General features: G+C 52.8%; 15 protein-coding genes. 11 read left to right on the top strand and 4 right to left on the bottom strand.

Going from position 1 to position 18,660, the window contains the following annotated elements; all coding sequences use genetic code 11:
* Window positions 1-147 precede the first annotated feature (147 nt).
* The 7 genes from gmk (at window position 148) to LOZ86_RS00895 (ending at window position 9,401) form a co-directional block, all read left to right on the top strand.
* Window positions 148-771: a guanylate kinase gene (gene gmk / locus LOZ86_RS00925; protein WP_111778831.1), complete on the top strand. Its 624-nt coding sequence runs from the start codon at window positions 148-150 to the stop codon at window positions 769-771.
* A 53-nt stretch (window positions 772-824) separates the two neighbouring features.
* Window positions 825-1,100 (top strand): DNA-directed RNA polymerase subunit omega, encoded by a 276-nt coding sequence (gene rpoZ, locus LOZ86_RS00920; RefSeq protein WP_005968230.1) that lies wholly within the window; start codon window positions 825-827, stop codon window positions 1,098-1,100.
* 18 nt (window positions 1,101-1,118) lie between these two features.
* Window positions 1,119-3,218 carry a bifunctional GTP diphosphokinase/guanosine-3',5'-bis pyrophosphate 3'-pyrophosphohydrolase gene (gene spoT, locus LOZ86_RS00915; protein WP_111778830.1) on the top strand — a complete coding sequence of 700 codons (2,100 nt, stop codon included), beginning with the start codon at window positions 1,119-1,121 and terminating at the stop codon, window positions 3,216-3,218.
* A gap of 5 nt (window positions 3,219-3,223) precedes the next feature.
* Window positions 3,224-3,916 (top strand): tRNA (guanosine(18)-2'-O)-methyltransferase TrmH, encoded by a 693-nt coding sequence (gene trmH / locus LOZ86_RS00910; RefSeq protein ID WP_230242770.1) that lies wholly within the window; start codon window positions 3,224-3,226, stop codon window positions 3,914-3,916.
* On the top strand, window positions 3,916-5,997 hold the full coding sequence (recG, locus tag LOZ86_RS00905) for an ATP-dependent DNA helicase RecG (RefSeq protein ID WP_161546732.1): 2,082 nt from the start codon (window positions 3,916-3,918) through the stop codon (window positions 5,995-5,997). The genes trmH and recG overlap by 1 nt, the downstream gene beginning before the upstream one ends.
* 166 nt (window positions 5,998-6,163) lie before the next feature.
* The gene (locus LOZ86_RS00900; RefSeq protein WP_039513320.1) at window positions 6,164-7,552 is read left to right on the top strand and encodes a nucleobase:cation symporter-2 family protein; all 1,389 of its coding nucleotides are present in this window, start codon (window positions 6,164-6,166) and stop codon (window positions 7,550-7,552) included.
* 157 nt (window positions 7,553-7,709) lie between these two features.
* Window positions 7,710-9,401 carry an AsmA family protein gene (locus LOZ86_RS00895; RefSeq protein WP_039513318.1) on the top strand — a complete coding sequence of 564 codons (1,692 nt, stop codon included), beginning with the start codon at window positions 7,710-7,712 and terminating at the stop codon, window positions 9,399-9,401.
* Between the two features lie 98 nt (window positions 9,402-9,499).
* Here the strand turns inward: LOZ86_RS00895 and fabY are convergent, their stop codons facing one another.
* From fabY to typA, 4 genes are all read right to left on the bottom strand, one after another.
* On the bottom strand, window positions 9,500-10,441 hold the full coding sequence (gene fabY, locus LOZ86_RS00890; protein WP_039513316.1) for a fatty acid biosynthesis protein FabY: 942 nt from the start codon (window positions 10,439-10,441) through the stop codon (window positions 9,500-9,502).
* Between the two features lie 138 nt (window positions 10,442-10,579).
* Window positions 10,580-11,017, bottom strand: coding sequence for a D-aminoacyl-tRNA deacylase (gene dtd / locus LOZ86_RS00885; RefSeq protein ID WP_010281657.1), 438 nt, complete (start codon window positions 11,015-11,017; stop codon window positions 10,580-10,582).
* A gap of 64 nt (window positions 11,018-11,081) precedes the next feature.
* A complete protein-coding gene (yihX, locus tag LOZ86_RS00880; RefSeq protein WP_230242769.1) occupies window positions 11,082-11,693 on the bottom strand; it encodes a glucose-1-phosphatase in 612 nt (203 codons plus the stop codon).
* 162 nt (window positions 11,694-11,855) lie between these two features.
* Window positions 11,856-13,679: a ribosome-dependent GTPase TypA gene (gene typA, locus LOZ86_RS00875; protein WP_039487451.1), complete on the bottom strand. Its 1,824-nt coding sequence runs from the start codon at window positions 13,677-13,679 to the stop codon at window positions 11,856-11,858.
* Window positions 13,680-14,048: 369 nt separating this feature from the next.
* Here typA and glnA point away from each other — a divergent pair, with 369 nt between their 5' ends.
* From glnA to LOZ86_RS00855, 4 genes are all read left to right on the top strand, one after another.
* Entirely contained in the window at window positions 14,049-15,458 is a 1,410-nt protein-coding gene (gene glnA, locus LOZ86_RS00870; protein ID WP_014913638.1) for a glutamate--ammonia ligase, read from the top strand.
* Window positions 15,459-15,751: 293 nt separating this feature from the next.
* Window positions 15,752-16,801, top strand: a complete 1,050-nt coding sequence (glnL, locus tag LOZ86_RS00865) for a nitrogen regulation protein NR(II) (RefSeq protein ID WP_010298136.1) — start codon at window positions 15,752-15,754, stop codon at window positions 16,799-16,801.
* An 8-nt stretch (window positions 16,802-16,809) separates the two neighbouring features.
* A complete protein-coding gene (gene glnG, locus LOZ86_RS00860) occupies window positions 16,810-18,222 on the top strand; it encodes a nitrogen regulation protein NR(I) (protein ID WP_039487448.1) in 1,413 nt (470 codons plus the stop codon).
* A 143-nt stretch (window positions 18,223-18,365) separates the two neighbouring features.
* Window positions 18,366-18,488, top strand: a complete 123-nt coding sequence (locus LOZ86_RS00855) for a YshB family small membrane protein (RefSeq protein ID WP_010298130.1) — start codon at window positions 18,366-18,368, stop codon at window positions 18,486-18,488.
* Window positions 18,489-18,660: the final 172 nt, after the last annotated feature.

The following is an 18,660-nucleotide window of genomic DNA, read 5'->3' as shown; positions in this document are numbered from 1 at the left end:
TTTTCCTGATGGCATAACGAAAAAACAGTCACCGGAGAATTTATCGCAGCGCGACTGATGACATATAGGCGTGTATAATGCGGGGAAATGCGCATTTTTCTGCTGCATATCACCATTCACCATCGTAACCGTTAATAAAACTTCATTATGGCTCAAGGCACGTTATATATCGTTTCTGCTCCCAGTGGAGCTGGGAAATCCAGCCTGATTCAGGCGTTATTAAAAACTCAGCCGCTTTACGACACTCAGGTATCGATTTCGCATACCACGCGAGCTAAACGACCGGGAGAAAACCACGGCGAACACTATTTCTTCGTCGAAGTCGATGAATTCAAGCGTATGATTCAGAACAGTGAATTTTTGGAACACGCTGAAGTCTTCGGTAATTACTACGGTACATCTCGGCCAGAAATTGAGCAGGTATTAGCGACTGGCGTTGATGTTTTTCTGGATATCGACTGGCAAGGTGCCAAGCAAATCCGCGCCCAAATGCCGCACGCGCGCAGTATTTTCATTCTGCCGCCGTCAAAAGAAGAACTGGCTCGCCGCCTGCGTGGCCGTGGACAGGACAGCGATGAAGTTATTGCCCGTCGTATGTCTCAGGCTGTGGCTGAAATGACGCACTACGGCGAGTATGATTACCTGATTGTGAATGATGATTTTGATCTGGCGCTGCTCGATCTAAAAACCATTATTCGCGCCGAACGTCTGCGTTTGAGCAGACAACAGGTTCGGCATGATGCATTAATCACCAAACTATTGGCAGACTGACGCCTCTTTCAGTATGATGCCCAGTCATTTTATTTCCTGTGGAGTAGCACATTATGGCACGCGTAACTGTTCAAGACGCTGTAGAGAAAATTGGTAACCGTTTTGATCTGGTGTTGGTGGCTGCTCGTCGCGCCCGTCAAATCCAGACTGGCGGCAAAGATCCGCTGGTTCCTGAAGAAAACGATAAGTACACCGTGATCGCACTGCGTGAAATCGAAGAAGGTCTGATCAACAACCAGATTCTGGATGTTCGTGACCGTCAGGAACAGCAAGAGCAGGAAGCCGCAGAGATTCAGGCGGTTACCGCGATTGCTGAAGGCCGTCGTTAATCACACCACGAGTCGCCCTTGTACATTTTCGAAAGCCTTAATCTGCTGATTCAACGTTATCTGCCAGAAGATCAGATCAAACGTTTACAGCAGGCTTACTTAGTTGCACGTGATGCTCACGAGGGGCAGACTCGCTCCAGCGGTGAACCCTATATCACGCACCCCGTTGCCGTCGCCTGTATTTTGGCGGAGATGCGTCTCGATTACGAAACGCTGATGGCAGCACTGCTGCATGATGTCATAGAAGACACCCCCGCCACCTATCAGGACATGGAACAGCTTTTCGGTAAAAGCGTTGCTGAACTGGTAGAGGGCGTGTCCAAGCTGGACAAGCTGAAGTTCCGCGATAAGAAAGAAGCGCAGGCTGAAAACTTTCGCAAAATGATCATGGCGATGGTACAAGATATTCGAGTCATCCTGATCAAACTCGCAGACCGTACCCATAACATGCGCACGCTGGGCTCATTGCGCTCGGACAAGCGCCGCCGCATTGCCCGAGAAACGCTGGAAATATACAGCCCGCTGGCACACCGGTTGGGTATCCATCACCTCAAAACCGAGCTGGAAGAGCTGGGTTTTGAGGCGCTGTATCCGAACCGTTATCGCGTCATTAAAGAGGTCGTCAAGGCCGCACGCGGTAACCGCAAGGAAATGATTCAGAAAATCCTGTCGGAAATTGAAGGACGTTTGACCGAAGCCGGGATTGCCTGCCGCGTGAGCGGTCGCGAAAAACACCTGTACTCCATCTACTGCAAAATGCACCTGAAAGAGCAGCGTTTTCATTCCATCATGGATATTTACGCGTTTCGGGTCATCGTGAAAGAGCAGGACACCTGTTATCGCGTGCTCGGTCAGGTTCACAGCCTGTATAAACCCCGCCCGGGCCGGGTAAAAGACTATATCGCCATTCCCAAAGCCAACGGCTATCAATCACTGCATACTTCTCTAATTGGCCCGCACGGCGTGCCAGTCGAAGTGCAGATTCGCACCGATGATATGGATCAAATGGCGGAAATGGGTGTCGCCGCACACTGGGCCTATAAAGAAGGCGAAAGCAGCACCACCGCACAGGTACGCGCCCAACGCTGGATGCAAAGCCTGCTGGAACTCCAGCAAAGTGCCGGTAGCTCGTTTGAATTTATCGAAAGCGTTAAGTCCGATCTCTTCCCTGACGAGATGTACGTCTTTACGCCAGAAGGCCGTATTGTGGAACTCCCCGCAGGCGCGACGCCCGTCGATTTTGCCTACGCAGTACACACCGATATTGGCCACGCCTGCGTCGGCGCACGCGTCGACCGCCAGCCTTACCCGCTGTCACAGTCGCTCACCAGCGGTCAAACCGTTGAAATCATTACCGCACCTGGCGCCAGACCGAATGCCGCGTGGCTTAACTTTGTGGTTAGCTCCAGAGCACGCTCCAAAATTCGCCAGATGCTGAAAAACCTCAAGCGTGATGATTCCGTGAGTCTCGGCCGCCGCTTGCTGAACCATGCATTAGGCAATGGCCGCAAACTCTCCGACATCCCTGAAAAGTCGATTCAGCTTGAGCTTGAGCGCATGAAGCTCGCCACGCTGGACGATCTGATGGCGGAAATTGGTATGGGTAATGCCATGAGCGTCGTTGTAGCAAAAAATCTGCTGAACGAACAATCTGAACTGGGCACAACCGGGCTGCGCAAGTTGCCGATCAAGGGCGCAGATGGCGTCATGATCTCATTTGCCAAATGCTGCCGCCCCATCCCCGGCGACCCGATTATTGCCCACGTCAGCCCCGGTAAAGGGCTGGTTATTCACCATGAATCCTGCCGCAATATTCGCGGCTATCAGAAAGAACCTGAAAAATTCATGGCGGTAGAGTGGGATAAGGTGACGGAACAAGAGTTCATCGCCGAAATAAAAGTGGATATGTTCAACCATCAGGGCGCACTGGCGAATCTGACGGCCGCGATCAACGCTGCAAACTCCAATATTCAGAGCATCAACACGGAAGAGAGAGACGGTCGCGTATACAGCGTCTTCATCCGCCTCACCACCCTCGATCGCGTTCATCTGGCCAATATTATGCGTAAAATTCGCGTAATGCCGGATGTCATCAAAGTTAACCGTAACCGAAATTAATCGTTATGACTCCTCAACGTTATGCACGCATAAAAGAAATGCTCAACTGTCGTCAGCCCGATCTGACGATTTGCATGGAGCAGGTGCATAAGCCTCATAACGTTTCTGCGGTTATCCGTACAGCGGATGCCGTCGGTGTGCATGAAGTCCATGCGATTTGGCCCACCAGCCGGATGAAAACGCTGGTCTCCTCCGCCGCAGGCAGCAATAGTTGGGTGCAGGTTAAAACCCATCGCAACATAAGTGATGCGGTTGGTCACCTGAAGGCCGAAGGCATGCAGGTTCTGGCGACCAATTTGTCTGAGCACGCGGTCGATTTTCGGGAAATTGATTACACCCGCCCGACCTGTATTCTGCTTGGACAAGAAAAAACCGGTATTACAGCCGAAGCGCTCAAACTGGCCGATCGGGATATCATCATTCCGATGACTGGCATGGTGCAGTCGCTGAATGTGTCTGTAGCCTCGGCGTTGATCCTGTATGAAGCCCAGCGCCAGCGCCAAATCGCCGGTATGTACCAGCGTGAAGACAGCCCGCTTGATGAAGAAGAGCAGCAGCGCCTGCTTTTTGAAGGGGGCTACCCGGTACTGGCGCGCGTCGCAAAACGTAAAGGGCTGCCTCGCCCTTATATTGACCATCAGGGTCAGATTGTAGCGGATACCCCGTGGTGGGCCGCGATGCAATCGTCGGAGTGCTGATGAAAGGCCGCCTGCTGAACACCCAACCGCTGAGTACACTTACTGGCGTGGGTGCAAGTCAGGCAGCGAAGCTCGCACGACTTGGGCTGGAAACCGTGCAGGATCTCCTACTGCACTTACCTCTGCGCTACGAAGACCGCACGCATCTTTACCCGATTGGCGACCTCCTCCCCGGTATGTATGCCACTGTGGAAGGTGAAATCCTACGCAATGACATCACCTTTGGCAGCCGTCGCATGTTGACCTGCCAAATCAGCGACGGCAGCGGCATGCTGACCATGCGCTTCTTCAATTTCAGCGCCGCGATGAAAAACAGCCTCGCACCGGGACAGCGCGTTACCGCTTACGGCGAAATCAAGCGTGGCAAAATCGGTGCGGAAATCATCCATCCTGAATATCGTGTTCAGGGGGATAGTACGCAGGTCGAGTTACAAGAGTCGCTCACGCCGGTTTACCCTTCCACAGAGGGCGTTCGTCAGGCAACACTCCGCAAACTCACCGATCAGGCGCTGGCGTTGCTCGATGCAAACCACATTGATGAGTTGCTGCCTGAGTCCCTGAGCCGATCGCTCATTAGCTTGCCGGACGCATTGCGTACGTTACATCGTCCCCCGCCGGATATGCAGATCAGCGAGCTTGAGCACGGGAAACACCCGGCGCAACAGCGGCTGATTATGGAAGAACTGTTAGCGCATAACCTGAGTATGCTCGCGGTACGAGCGGGGGAGCAGCGGCATAAAGCCTCGCCGCTACAGGCGCAAGACGGTTTGAAGCAACAGTTGCTCGCTGCCCTGCCGTTCAAACCCACACAGGCGCAAGAACGTGTCGTAGCCGAAATTGAAACGGATATGGCGAAAGACTTCCCAATGATGCGTCTGGTGCAGGGCGATGTCGGCTCAGGAAAAACGCTGGTCGCTGCGCTGGCAGCATTACGTGCCATTGCCAACGGTAAACAGGTTGCATTGATGGCGCCAACAGAGCTGTTGGCCGAACAGCACGCCCATAATTTCCGTCAGTGGTTTGAACCGCTAGGGCTTGAAGTGGGCTGGCTAGCTGGCAAACAAAAAGGGAAAGCGCGTCAGGTGCAGCAGGATGCCATCGCCAACGGTCAGGTTTCCATGGTTGTCGGGACGCACGCTATTTTTCAGCAGCAGGTGAAATTCAACGGGCTGGCATTGGTCATCATCGACGAACAGCACCGCTTTGGCGTGCATCAACGCCTTGCGCTGTGGGAAAAAGGCGAAGAACAGGGCTTTCATGCCCATCAATTGATTATGACCGCGACACCGATTCCCCGTACGCTGGCGATGACGGCCTATGCCGATCTGGATACGTCCGTCATTGATGAACTGCCACCGGGCAGAACCCCTGTCACCACAGTCGCGATACCAGATTCACGCCGCAGCGACATTATCGAGCGCGTGAGTAATGCTTGTCAGCAGGAAGGGCGGCAGGCCTATTGGGTATGTACGCTGATCGAAGAATCCGACCTCCTGGAAGCACAGGCCGCAGAAGCCACCAGAGAAGAACTGAAGGCAGCCCTGCCGAATCTCAAGGTCGGATTGGTCCACGGTCGCATGAAAGCACAGGAAAAGCAGGCAGTAATGCAGGCCTTCAAACAGGGCGAGCTGCAACTGCTGGTGGCGACTACCGTCATCGAGGTGGGTGTAGATGTACCCAATGCCAGCCTGATGATCATTGAAAACCCGGAGCGTCTGGGTCTGGCGCAGCTGCACCAGTTGCGTGGGCGCGTCGGACGCGGCGCAGTGGCATCTCACTGTGTGCTGCTCTACAAAACGCCAATGAGCAAGACCGCACAAAAACGGCTCCAGGTTCTGCGCGACAGCAACGATGGCTTTGTTATCGCGCAGCGCGATCTAGAAATTCGCGGGCCGGGTGAATTACTCGGAACGCGGCAAACGGGCAATGCCGAGTTCAAAGTGGCCGACCTCCTGCGCGATCAGGAACTGATCCCACAGGTGCAGCGCGTTGCTCGCCACCTGCACGAACACTATCCCGAGCATGCCATTGCGCTAATCGAACGCTGGCTACCAGAGCGTGCACGGTACACCAACGCCTAATCGCCGCAGCGCATTCTTCATTTTTCTTAAAAGTATCCCCTTAAATAATAAGGCCTTGCTCATCAGACAAAATTCATATCGAAAAGATGAGTTAGCAAACGTTTGCTTTCAGCAAAGAGATCATTAAAATGCGCTCTTTGTCGTTTCAGGAACGCCAACTTACATCATGACTACCACCACGGAAACGTCCCAAACAGAAGCCGCTGCCGCACCTCAGCGCAGTGAACTCATCTATCATCTTGAAGACAGACCGCCACTGCCGCAAACTCTGTTCGCCGCCAGTCAGCACCTGCTTGCCATGTTTGTTGCGGTGATTACCCCCGCGCTACTGATCTGCCAGGCATTAGGTTTACCCGCTGAGGATACGCAGCGCATCATCAGCATGTCGCTTTTCGCTTCCGGTCTGGCCTCTATTCTACAAATTAAAACCTGGGGCCCTGTTGGTTCTGGTCTGCTGTCTATTCAAGGCACCAGCTTTAACTTCGTGACGCCGCTGATTATGGGTGGACTGGCGCTGAAAAACGGCGGGGCGGATGTTCCCACGATGATGGCAGCACTGTTCGGTACGCTGATGGTCGCTTCCTTCACCGAAATCATTCTTTCACGCTTCCTGCATTTAACCCGACGCATTATTACCCCGCTGGTTTCTGGCATTGTGGTGATGATCATTGGTCTGTCACTGATTCAGGTCGGCCTGACCTCCATCGGCGGCGGCTATGCCGCAATGGGTAATAACACCTTCGGCGCGCCCAAGAACTTACTATTAGCGGGTGCGGTGCTGCTGGTTATTATTCTGCTTAACCGCCAACGTAACCCTTACCTGCGCGTCGCCTCGCTGGTGATTGCCATGGCGGTGGGTTACCTAGGTGCCTGGTTGATGGGAATGCTGCCGGAAAGCGCCCCTGCTCAAAATGACACGATTATTATGGTGCCTACACCGCTGCATTACGGTCTAGGCTTTGACTGGAACCTGTTGATTCCGCTGATGCTGGTCTTCATGGTGACATCGTTAGAAACCATCGGTGACATCACCGCGACCTCCGACGTTTCAGAGCAGCCAGTCAGAGGCCCGCTGTACATGAAACGCTTAAAAGGCGGCGTGCTGGCAAACGGCTTGAACTCTTGCCTTTCTGCCGTATTCAATACCTTCCCTAACTCTTGCTTCGGCCAGAATAACGGCGTCATCCAGCTTACCGGTGTTGCCAGCCGCTATGTGGGCTTCGTGGTTTCACTGATGCTGATCGCGCTGGGGCTGTTCCCTGCCGTTAGTGGATTTGTGCAGCATATTCCAGAACCAGTTCTGGGCGGTGCCACTATCGTGATGTTTGGTACGATCGCCGCTTCTGGTGTGCGCATTGTGTCCCGTGAGCCGCTGAATCGTCGTGCGATCATGATTATTGCGCTGTCGCTGGCTGTTGGTCTTGGCGTATCACAGCAGCCGCTGATTCTGCAGTTCGCACCGGATTGGATTAAAACATTACTGTCTTCCGGTATCGCCGCTGGCGGGATTACCGCAATCGTGCTGAATATCGTCTTCCCACACGAAGAAAAATAGCGCCAGCCCGCAATAATTTCAGTTCAGTTCATGTAAAAGCGAGCGGTGATGCAACACCGCTCGCTTTTTACTGTCTGTAACAGCATTACCTATTGAGCCTTCAGGGAAATTGCGGCATAAGAACAGTTCTCCCTGACGATTGGCATGGACTGACACGATGAAATTTATCGGGAAATTATTGCTGACCCTACTGCTGCTGGCCTTTTTAGCGCTGGTGGTCGTATATGTATTACTGCAAACCAGTTGGGCAGCAGGCTGGGTAAGCAATTGGGTAAACCAGAATACCGACTACCAGTTGTCACTGGGCAAAATTAATCATGACTGGTCAACAGCCGATCATATCCAACTCACCGATGTCAGTTTTGGCCAGAAAAATCAGCCGCCAACACTCACTGCAAAGCAGATTTCAGCCGGATTTAGCGCCCGTCAAATTACCGAGCCGCGCCACTTCGCCAGTCTCGAACTGGAAGGCGGTACGCTAAACCTTTCCTCACAGGCCGCCACACTCCCTATCGAAGCCGATGTGCTACAGCTGCGTACCATGGCGTTGCAGGCAAAGGACGGCGATTGGCGTCTGAATGGTCAACAGATCAACGGCGGAATGATGCCGTGGCAGCCCGAAGCCGGCTACCTGCTGGGTAAACAGGGACAGTTCCAGCTCAGCGCACGTTCACTCGAACTCAACGATATTCCCGCCAGTCAGGTATTGGTTCAGGGCGAAATCAATCACAACCAGCTTATTTTGAGCAATTTCGGCGCGGATGTTGCTCAAGGGCAGCTAACAGGCAACGCCAGCCGCGCAGAAGACGGCAGTTGGCAGATCGGTAGCCTGCGACTCAGCAATGTCCGTTTACAAACGCAGAGAACGCCGGAGGCCTTCTGGCAGCCCGTTACCGAACTGCCTTCTGTTACCGTTGACCGCTTTGATCTGATTGATGCCCGTATTGAAGGGCCGGGATGGGCGTTTATTGACCTCGATGTTGCCCTGCAAAATGTCACGTTTAAGCAGAATGACTGGCAGAGCGAAGGGGGAACGCTGTCGTTCAATGCGACTGACATTGTGAACGGCAACATGCACCTTATCGACCCTATCGTGAATTTGGATTTGTCACCGGCGGGCGTTAACATCAAGCAGTTTTCTACGCGCTGGGAAGGCGGCTTGCTGCGAACCAACGGCAGTTGGCAGCGTAGTAACCACCGTTTACAGCTGAATGAATTTGTTGTCGCAGGGATGGAGTACACGCTCCCCGGCGATTGGCGTCAGCGCTGGCAAGCGACCCTGCCACCATGGCTGGCAGAAGTGAATGTGCGAAAATTCACGGCGAATCGCAATCTGCTGATCGATATCAACCCAGATTTCCCCTTCCAGCTAACCGCATTGGATGGCTACGGCAGCGATTTGCTGCTGGCTCGCAACCACCAGTGGGGAATGTGGACAGGATCGTTGAATCTTAATGCCAGCGACGCGACGTTTAATAAAGTCGATGTGCGCCGTCCTTCGATGGCACTGGTAGCCGACGATAATCAGATCGCTATTAACGAACTCAGCGCGTTTACGCAAAATGGCATGCTGGATGCCAAGGCAACGATCAACCAGCAACCTACTCGCAATTTCTCCCTGTCACTGACAGGACGCGCCGTACCGCTGGATGTTCTGACGCGTTGGGGATGGCCAGAACCCGCAACCGCACCGACAGGTAATACGAATCTGCAATTGCAGTTGAATGGGCGACTTGCCGCCGATACGCCGCTGAAGCCGACGCTAAACGGTACGCTGCAAGGCGTGGATAGCAACGACCACCCTGTCAGACAGCAAATGCATCAGGGAACCGTGACAGAAACGCCATAATTATTACGTTTTCAAAACACGGTGATGAGGCTCCCGCAGGGATGCCTCGCACCGTGGTAGCCCCCAGTATCTCGATCTTTAAGCGATCGAGATTAGGGTTAATCCACTACTGACCCACCTTCTTCCAGCGGCGCGTCCGGTTGAGCAGGCAGTACGATATAAACTCCTTCGAACAACGCCCCTTTGTTATCATCACCGAAGAGCTCGACGTTTAACTGCACACGCGCCTTACGTCCACGAGCGAGGCGATCCAGATCGCCACTCAGCGACCCTAAATCGGCAATAGCGCTCGGTCGGCCACTCACTGGCGAGCTGTAACGAATGTGCGCATCCGCCAGAATAATCGTTCCACCGAGGTGCCGTTCACGCAGCAACAGCCAGATCAATCCCCAACCAGTAAGTGTAGCGAGAGAAAACATGCTGCCGGCAAAAAGCGTGTGATGCGGGTTCTGGTTGCCCGTTTCAGGCATGGTGGTAATAAATTGCTTTCCAGTGTACTGGCTTATCCGCACGCCCATTTTTTCACTCAGGGGAATGTGCTCGTACCACGCCTGCTGCAGCTGTCCGCACCAATCAGGACGATGCAAAATGTCATCCAACGTCGCCACCGGTTTAATCATCAGGAAGTGCCGCACGGGGGTGGTTTGTGGCGCGGTGATCTCCCCCTGATTAACAAAGCCCAGCTTGGAGAAGAAATCTATTGCGTCTTCACGGGCGCTACAGACCACGCGCTTGACGCTTTCCTGACGCGCGACTGACTCCAGGGTAATCGCAAGCAGCGTGCCTAACCCTTTCCCTCGGACGTCGGGGTGAACAGCTAAAAAACGGATTGCCGCTTCATTATCCGCATTGATAGAAAGACGCCCAATCGCAACCAGCCTTCCCTGTTCATCCACCACAGTTTGGTGATGTGCCAAAGCATCATAGGCATCACGTTCGGAGCCCAACGGCTGGTGCAGAGGTTTACGCAGCATTTCCCAGCGAAATTGATAGTACGCATCCAGTTCTTCCGCGCTTTCAGGTACTCTCAAATGATACATAACCCTTCCTCTATACCGAGATGCCTCATTGCATCAGGGTTCATGAAATCAGACTGTTGAAGCAAATTTATACGCAGAACGGCAATGGTAATAGCACGTTACAACACCATGACATTACAGACCGATGACGCGACAATGCTATGTCTGTAGCCAGAACGTCACCGGGCCGTCATTCACCAATGCCACTTTCATATCTGCCGCAAACTGCCCCGTTTCCGTGTGAACGCCTTGCTCACGACACTGTCCGACAAAATATTGATAGAGGCGATCGGCCTCTGAGGGATGCGCACCGCGAGAAAAACCAGGCCGCATGCCACGCTGCGTATCGGCAACTAGCGTAAACTGCGAAACCACCAGCACATTGCCGCCAGCCTGACGAACATTGAGATTCATTTTCCCGTCATCGTCGCCGAATATGCGGTAACCCAATACACGTTCGCAAAGTCGCGTGGCTTTTTGTTCGTCATCGCCCTGCTCAACGCCCAGCAAGATCAGTAAACCTTTATCGATTTCCCCAACCACACTGCCTTCTACCGTAACGCTGGCGCTGGATACTCGTTGAATTAGCGCAATCATAAAACCCAACTACTCCTGATGTTATCATTCCCAATAGGGGCTGTGTCCGCCCCTGCGATATAAATCATGCTTTAGCCGTCGTCGCCTGCATGGCGAAAAAATCCGGCACCACCTGACGATCGGTCACCAGAATGCTGTGAATGCCCAGGCTTTGTGCCGCATCGACGTTCGCGGCATTATCGTCAAAAAAGACGGCTTGCGCAGGCGGAACGCCTTCCTCTGTCAGGACATATTGATAAATCGCCAATTCCGGCTTACGTAATCCAATATCTTGCGACAGGTAGAGCTTGTCGGTCGCCGTCGCCACTTCTGGGAATAGCGCAGGCCAGTGTGAACAGTGGAGACGATTAGTATTCGACAGAATCACCACGCGGTGCCCTTCCTGACGCAGGCGCTGCATGATGTCGATAACCTCAGGACGCAACGCGACAAAAATAGCCTGCCAGCCAGCGGTGAATTGTTCGAAGCTCAGGGCGATGCCCATTTCCTGGCACAGTCTGGTGGCAAATTCCTCGTCGCTGATCTCACCCCGCTCATGCTGTTCAAACGCCTCGCCCATGACAAAACGCTCTTGCAACGTCGCGAGCGGCGCGCTGCTCAGATTACTCCAGACACCCAATACTCTATTGAAATCAATATCTATGACGACATTGCCTAAATCAAAGATATACAGCATGGCAGTGACCTCCTGAAGTAATCGTAGGATTTTCACTGTAGCGGGAAATGGAGAAACTGAACAGGGAGGAAATATAAAGGAAAGGTTAAAGTGGAAGAAAGCGCATAAAATTCAGGGCACCCGAAGGTGCCCTGTTGCGTAACAAGACAAATCCGTCTGAAATTAGACGTCTTTGCTGCCGCGGCTAGCGCGTTTACGATCGTTTTCGGTCAGGTGACGCTTACGAATACGGACAGACTGTGGCGTAACTTCAACCAGTTCGTCGTCATCAATGAATTCCAGCGCTTGTTCCAGAGACATTTTGATAGCCGGAACCAGTGTGGTTGCTTCATCGGTACCCGATGCACGCATGTTGGTCAGTTTCTTACCGGTCAGACAGTTTACTGTCAGATCGTTAGAACGTGAGTGAATACCGATGATCTGGCCTTCATACACTTCTGCACCGTGTCCGAGGAACAGCTTACCGCGATCTTGCAGGCTGAACAGTGCAAACGCGACCGCTTTACCTTGACCGTTGGAAACCAGCACGCCGTTCTGACGCTGACCGATTTCACCGGGACGCACGTCATCGTAGTGGCTGAACGTGGAGTACAGCAGACCGGTACCAGACGTCATGGTCATGAATTCGGTACGGAAACCGATCAGACCACGAGCTGGGATCAGGTAATCCAGACGGATACGACCCTTGCCATCTGGGATCATGTCTTTCACATCACCTTTACGCTCACCCATGGCTTGCATGACTGAACCCTGGTGCTGTTCTTCGATGTCCAGCGTCACGTTTTCAAACGGCTCTTGGTTACGACCGTCGATAACGCGGTTGATAACTTTCGGACGTGATACGGCCAGTTCAAAGCCTTCACGACGCATGTTTTCGATCAGAACTGACAGGTGCAATTCACCACGACCAGAAACGCGGAACGCATCAGCGTCTTCGGTTTCGTCAACGCGCAGAGCAACGTTGTGCACCAGCTCTTTGTTCAGACGCTCCAGAATCTGGCGCGACGTGACATACTTACCTTCTTTACCGCAGAATGGTGAAGTATTAACGTTGAAGAACATGGTGACGGTAGGCTCATCGACGCTCAGTGCTGGCAACGCTTCGACATTCTGCGGATCGCAGATGGTGTCGGAAATGTTCAGCTCGCCCAGACCGGTGATCGCGATGATATCGCCTGCTTCTGCTTCAGTCGCGTCGATACGCTCCAGACCCAGGTGAGTCAGAACTTTACCGACTTTACCGTTACGAGTTTTGCCTTCGCTATCAACAATAGTGACTTGTTGGTTAGGCTTAACTTTACCGCGCTTGATACGGCCGATACCGATAACGCCAACATAGTTGTTGTAGTCCAGCTGAGAGATCTGCATCTGGAACGGCGCATCCATCTCAACCTGAGGCGGAGAAACGTGATCGACAATCGCCTGATACAGCGGAGTCATATCTTCCGCCATGTCAGCATGGTCAAGACCCGCGATACCATTCAGCGCAGAAGCATAAATGATCGGGAAATCCAGCTGCTCGTCAGTCGCATCCAGGTTCACGAACAGGTCGAATACCTGATCGACAACCCAGTCAGGACGCGCGCCAGGACGGTCAACTTTGTTGATAACCACAATTGGCTTCAGACCGTTGGCAAATGCTTTTTTGGTCACGAAACGCGTTTGCGGCATCGGGCCATCCATCGCATCAACAACCAGCAGTACCGAGTCAACCATCGACATTACACGCTCAACCTCGCCGCCGAAATCGGCGTGTCCCGGGGTATCTACGATGTTAATACGGTAGTCTTTCCAATTAATGGCGGTATTTTTTGCGAGGATGGTAATTCCACGCTCTTTCTCCAAATCGTTGGAGTCCATTACACGCTCGGTTGCTTCGACACGTTCACCGAACGTTCCGGATTGTTGCAACAGCTTGTCAACCAGGGTGGTTTTCCCATGGTCAACGTGCGCAATAATGGCGATGTTACGCAAATTTTCGATCACAGCTTTGCCTCAGGCATTTAGAAATAGCGCGCTATTGTACACGTATTAATCGAGGGACTAAACAAGATCACAAGCATCTATGATAAACAACCTAGAGCTGCCTGCTTTGTGATCCCTTTCACGGTGCAAAAGCGCTACAAGCGAACATGAATGCACCAAATAAGTGCAATAATTCACATATGGAGCACCATTTTGGTGCTTTAGACTATAATGGTGCAGTGGGTTTACGTGAGAAAGCCCCAAGGAGCAACACATTGCACACATTTAAAAAGTTGGCACACTTTTAGCTTTAGTCTACTCACGGCAACAACATCAATCCACAACGATATTCGTTCCACGACGATAAATGACCAATCGGGAGAACCAAGTATGTCCGCAGAACATGTTTTGACGATGCTGAATGAGCACGAAGTGAAGTTTGTTGATTTACGCTTCACTGATACTAAAGGTAAAGAGCAGCACGTCACCATTCCGGCTCATCAAGTCAATGCCGACTTCTTCGAAGAAGGTAAAATGTTTGATGGTTCTTCGATTGGCGGCTGGAAAGGTATTAACGAGTCAGACATGGTTCTGATGCCCGATGCCAGCACCGCAATGATCGATCCGTTCTTCGAAGATTCTACACTGATCATTCGTTGTGACATCCTCGAGCCAGGCACAATGCAAGGTTATGACCGCGACCCGCGCTCTATCGCGAAACGTGCGGAAGATTTCCTGCGTTCTTCCGGCATTGCCGATACCGTCCTGTTCGGGCCTGAGCCAGAATTCTTCCTGTTCGATGATATCCGTTTCGGCAGCAGCACGTCCGGTTCCCACGTCGCTATCGACGATGTCGAAGCTTACTGGAACTCCGGTAAAGCATACGAAGGCGGTAACAAAGGTCACCGTCCAGGTCTGAAAGGCGGCTACTTCCCAGTTCCACCAGTCGATTCATCACAGGACATCCGTTCTGCTATGTGTCTGACCATGGAACAAATGGGTCTGGTTGTTGAAGCTCACCACCACGAAGTGGCTACCGCTGGTCAGAACGAAGTGGCTACCCGCTTCAACACCATGACCAAAAAAGCTGACGAAATTCAGATCTACAAATATGTCGTGCACAACGTGGCTCACGCCTACGGTAAAACCGCGACCTTTATGCCAAAACCAATGTTCGGTGATAACGGTTCTGGTATGCATTGCCACATGTCTCTGTCTAAAGACGGCACTAACCTGTTCGCTGGCGACAAATACGGCGGCCTGTCTGAAATGGCGCTGTTTTACATCGGCGGTGTTATCAAGCACGCTAAAGCCATCAACGCCTTGGCTAACCCGACCACCAACTCCTACAAGCGTCTGGTCCCAGGCTACGAAGCACCTGTTATGCTGGCTTACTCTGCCCGTAACCGTTCTGCTTCAATCCGTATCCCAGTGGTTGCTAGCCCGAAAGCACGTCGTATCGAAGCACGCTTCCCGGATCCAGCGGCTAACCCGTACCTGTGCTTCGCTGCACTGCTGATGGCTGGCCTCGACGGCATCATCAACAAAATCCACCCTGGCGATGCGATGGACAAAAACCTGTACGACCTGCCACCGGAAGAAGAAGCAGAGATTCCAAAAGTTGCTGGTTCTCTGGACGAGGCCCTGGCTGCACTGAACGAAGACCGCGAGTTCCTGACCCGTGGTGGTGTGTTCACTGATGACGCTATCGAAGCGTATATCGAACTGCGTAAATCTGAGATTGACCGCGTTCGTATGACACCGCACCCAGTTGAGTTCGAACTGTACTACAGCGTCTAATAACGACAGCGTCTAATCTCTACCTCGGCGTGGTTGGGTGTGCTGATACCCGACCATGACCGATAAACAACAGAATACTAAGAAGTTTTTTTGTGATGGGCTATCCATGCCCATCACCCCTGTATGGGCCGTCGCAGAGCGACGTCAAAAATTTTTCCTGAAAATTTTTTGTTGCCGTGGAAACGCTTCAGCCCCTCTTCGGATGGGCTTTTTTCACCACCGGCATTGGCCGTTGCGACGTAACATCCATCATTCACACTACAATGCACCACGACGGTGCGGGAGTCTGCGTTATGGCAACAGGCACGCTGCCCGATGCTGGGCAGATCCTAAATTCCCTGATAAACAGCATCTTATTGCTGGATAACGATCTGGCGATTCACTATTCCAACCCGGCAGCACAGCAATTACTGGCACAAAGTTCGCGTAAATTATCCGGCACGCCGCTGCCCGATTTGCTGGGATATTTTTCTCTGAATATCGATTTACTGCGTGAAAGTCTGGATTCAGGACAAGGTTTTACGGATAACGAAGTCACCATCGTCGTAGATGGCAAAGCGCACATCATGTCGCTCACCGCTCAGCGGGTACAGAACGATTTTATCCTACTGGAAATGGCACCGATGGATAACCAGCGCCGTCTCAGTCAGGAACAGCTTCAACATGCACAACAGCAGGCCGCCCGTGATTTGGTCCGAGGTCTGGCGCATGAGATAAAAAATCCGCTTGGCGGATTGCGCGGTGCCGCGCAGTTGCTTGCTAAAGCACTGCCTGACCCAGCGTTGACGGAATACACCAAGGTCATTATCGAACAGGCGGATCGCCTGCGTAATCTGGTTGATCGCCTGCTCGGGCCACAGCAGCCCGGCCTGCACGTCACCCAAAGTATCCATCAGGTCGCTGAACGCGTTTGCCAGCTTGTCTCACTGGAGAAGCCGGATAACGTGACGCTGGTGAAAGACTATGACCCCAGCCTGCCAGAGCTGACGCACGACCCCGATCAGATTGAACAGGTACTGCTGAATATTACCCGCAACGCGCTACAGGCGCTGGGCGAGGAAGGCGGAACGATTACGATACGTACCCGCACGGCTTTTCAGCTCACGTTACACGGTGTGCGCTATCGTCTCGCCGCTCGTATTGACGTGGAAGATGACGGCCCCGGCGTACCTGCTCAACTACAGGACACACTGTTTTACCCGATGGTGAGCGGACGCGAAGGGGGAACCGGTTTAGGGCTTTCCATCGCCCGCAGTCTTATCGACCAGCACTCCGGTAAAATTGAATTTAACAGTTGGCCAGGACACACCGAATTCTCGGTTTACCTGCCCATTCGCCAGTGAGGTTCACAATGCAACGAGGGATAGTCTGGATTGTCGATGACGATAGCTCCATCCGTTGGGTGCTTGAGCGCGCGCTTGCTGGTGCGGGTTTAACCTGCGCAACGTTTGAGAACGGAAATCAGGTACTGCATGCGCTGGCGACACAAACGCCTGACGTTCTGCTGTCCGACATCCGTATGCCAGGGATGGATGGATTAGCGCTCTTACAGCAAATCAAACAGCGCCACCCAATGCTCCCGGTCATCATTATGACGGCACATTCCGATCTGGATGCCGCCGTCAGCGCTTATCAACAGGGTGCGTTCGACTATTTGCCGAAGCCGTTCGATATTGATGAAGCCGTTGCGCTGGTTGAGCGAGCGATCAGTCATTATCTGGAACAGCAGCAGCCGGTACGCAACCAGCCGATCAATGGCCCGACAACGGATATTATTGGCGAAGCCCCCGCGATGCAGGATGTCTTTCGCATCATCGGCCGCCTGTCTCGCTCGTCGATCAGCGTGCTGATTAACGGCGAATCGGGAACCGGTAAAGAGCTGGTGGCACATGCCCTGCATCGCCACAGCCCGCGTACAAAAGCCCCTTTTATCGCGCTGAATATGGCGGCCATTCCCAAGGATCTGATCGAATCAGAACTGTTCGGCCATGAAAAAGGCGCGTTTACAGGCGCAAACCAGATTCGTCAGGGCCGCTTTGAGCAAGCCGATGGCGGTACGCTGTTTCTGGATGAAATCGGCGATATGCCGCTAGACGTACAAACACGTTTGCTGCGCGTATTGGCAGACGGGCAGTTTTATCGCGTTGGCGGTTATGCCGCAGTAAAAGTGGATGTTCGTATTATCGCGGCAACGCACCAAAATCTTGAACAACGCGTGCAGGAAGGCAAATTCCGCGATGACCTGTTTCACCGCCTGAATGTGATCCGCGTTCATCTGCCACCGCTGCGTGAACGTCGGGAAGATATCCCACGCCTGGCACGTTATTTCTTGCAGGCTACGGCCAAAGAACTGGGCGTCGAGCCGAAGAATCTACATTCAGAAGCGGAAACAGCGCTAACCCGTTTACCGTGGCCCGGCAACGTGCGCCAATTGGAAAACACATGTCGCTGGTTGACAGTCATGGCAGCCGGTCAGGAAGTGCTGATTCAGGATCTGCCGCCTGAATTGTTCGAAACCACCGCACCTGATTCCACCGTGCATATTCTGCCGGACAGTTGGGCCACGCTATTGGCACAATGGGCCGATCGCGCGCTGCGTTCCGGTCATCAAAACCTGTTGGCAGAAGCACAGCCAGAAATGGAAAGGACGTTGCTGACGACGGCACTGCGGCACACGCAGGGGCATAAACAGGAAGCGGCAAGATTACTCGGATGGGGCAGAAATACTCTGACGCGTAAATTAAAAGAGCTGGGAATGGAGTAGCGAGATTGCTTTTTTATTGCTCAATTGTTAACAAGTAATTTGGTGATAAAAAATACAATCTGGCGCACGAAATTGTCATTAATTTGTACTTTACTTGCCTCGAGTCAGCAGTATGATCGTGTCGCTGATTCGGGAGGAACACCATGCTGGATTCATTGATTTCCGCGGCAACACATGGCGCTGAAATTGGCTCCGCGGCAAGCCATTCGCCGCAGGCTGCTATTGCCGCCGTTTTGTGTGCCGCACTGATTAACTTCTTTAGTTGATCCAATATACCCTAAATAATTCGAGTTTCAGGCAGGCGGCAAGAGAAGGAATCCCGATGAGCTTACACAGGTAAGTGATTCGGGTGAGTGAACGCAGCCAACACACCTGCAACTTGAAGTATGACGGGTATAAACGTTTGAGAACAGCCAGTCGGTGTTTGCACCGACTGGC

It is taken from the genome of Pectobacterium parvum (assembly GCF_020971565.1).
In the GTDB taxonomy this organism is placed as follows: Bacteria; Pseudomonadota; Gammaproteobacteria; order Enterobacterales; family Enterobacteriaceae; genus Pectobacterium; species Pectobacterium polare.
Note: the sequence above shows the minus strand (reverse complement) of the source record. Positions and strands in the feature narration are given on the sequence as shown.

Coding starts and splice junctions, on each gene's coding strand:
- gmk (WP_111778831.1), top strand. CDS start 148: ATGGCTCAAGGCACGTTATATATCGTTTCTGCTCCCAGTGGAGCTGGG.
- rpoZ (WP_005968230.1), top strand. CDS start 825: ATGGCACGCGTAACTGTTCAAGACGCTGTAGAGAAAATTGGTAACCGT.
- trmH (WP_230242770.1), top strand. CDS start 3,224: ATGACTCCTCAACGTTATGCACGCATAAAAGAAATGCTCAACTGTCGT.
- recG (WP_161546732.1), top strand. CDS start 3,916: ATGAAAGGCCGCCTGCTGAACACCCAACCGCTGAGTACACTTACTGGC.
- LOZ86_RS00900 (WP_039513320.1), top strand. CDS start 6,164: ATGACTACCACCACGGAAACGTCCCAAACAGAAGCCGCTGCCGCACCT.
- LOZ86_RS00895 (WP_039513318.1), top strand. CDS start 7,710: ATGAAATTTATCGGGAAATTATTGCTGACCCTACTGCTGCTGGCCTTT.
- fabY (WP_039513316.1), bottom strand. CDS start 10,441: ATGTATCATTTGAGAGTACCTGAAAGCGCGGAAGAACTGGATGCGTAC.
- dtd (WP_010281657.1), bottom strand. CDS start 11,017: ATGATTGCGCTAATTCAACGAGTATCCAGCGCCAGCGTTACGGTAGAA.
- yihX (WP_230242769.1), bottom strand. CDS start 11,693: ATGCTGTATATCTTTGATTTAGGCAATGTCGTCATAGATATTGATTTC.
- glnA (WP_014913638.1), top strand. CDS start 14,049: ATGTCCGCAGAACATGTTTTGACGATGCTGAATGAGCACGAAGTGAAG.
- glnL (WP_010298136.1), top strand. CDS start 15,752: ATGGCAACAGGCACGCTGCCCGATGCTGGGCAGATCCTAAATTCCCTG.
- glnG (WP_039487448.1), top strand. CDS start 16,810: ATGCAACGAGGGATAGTCTGGATTGTCGATGACGATAGCTCCATCCGT.
- LOZ86_RS00855 (WP_010298130.1), top strand. CDS start 18,366: ATGCTGGATTCATTGATTTCCGCGGCAACACATGGCGCTGAAATTGGC.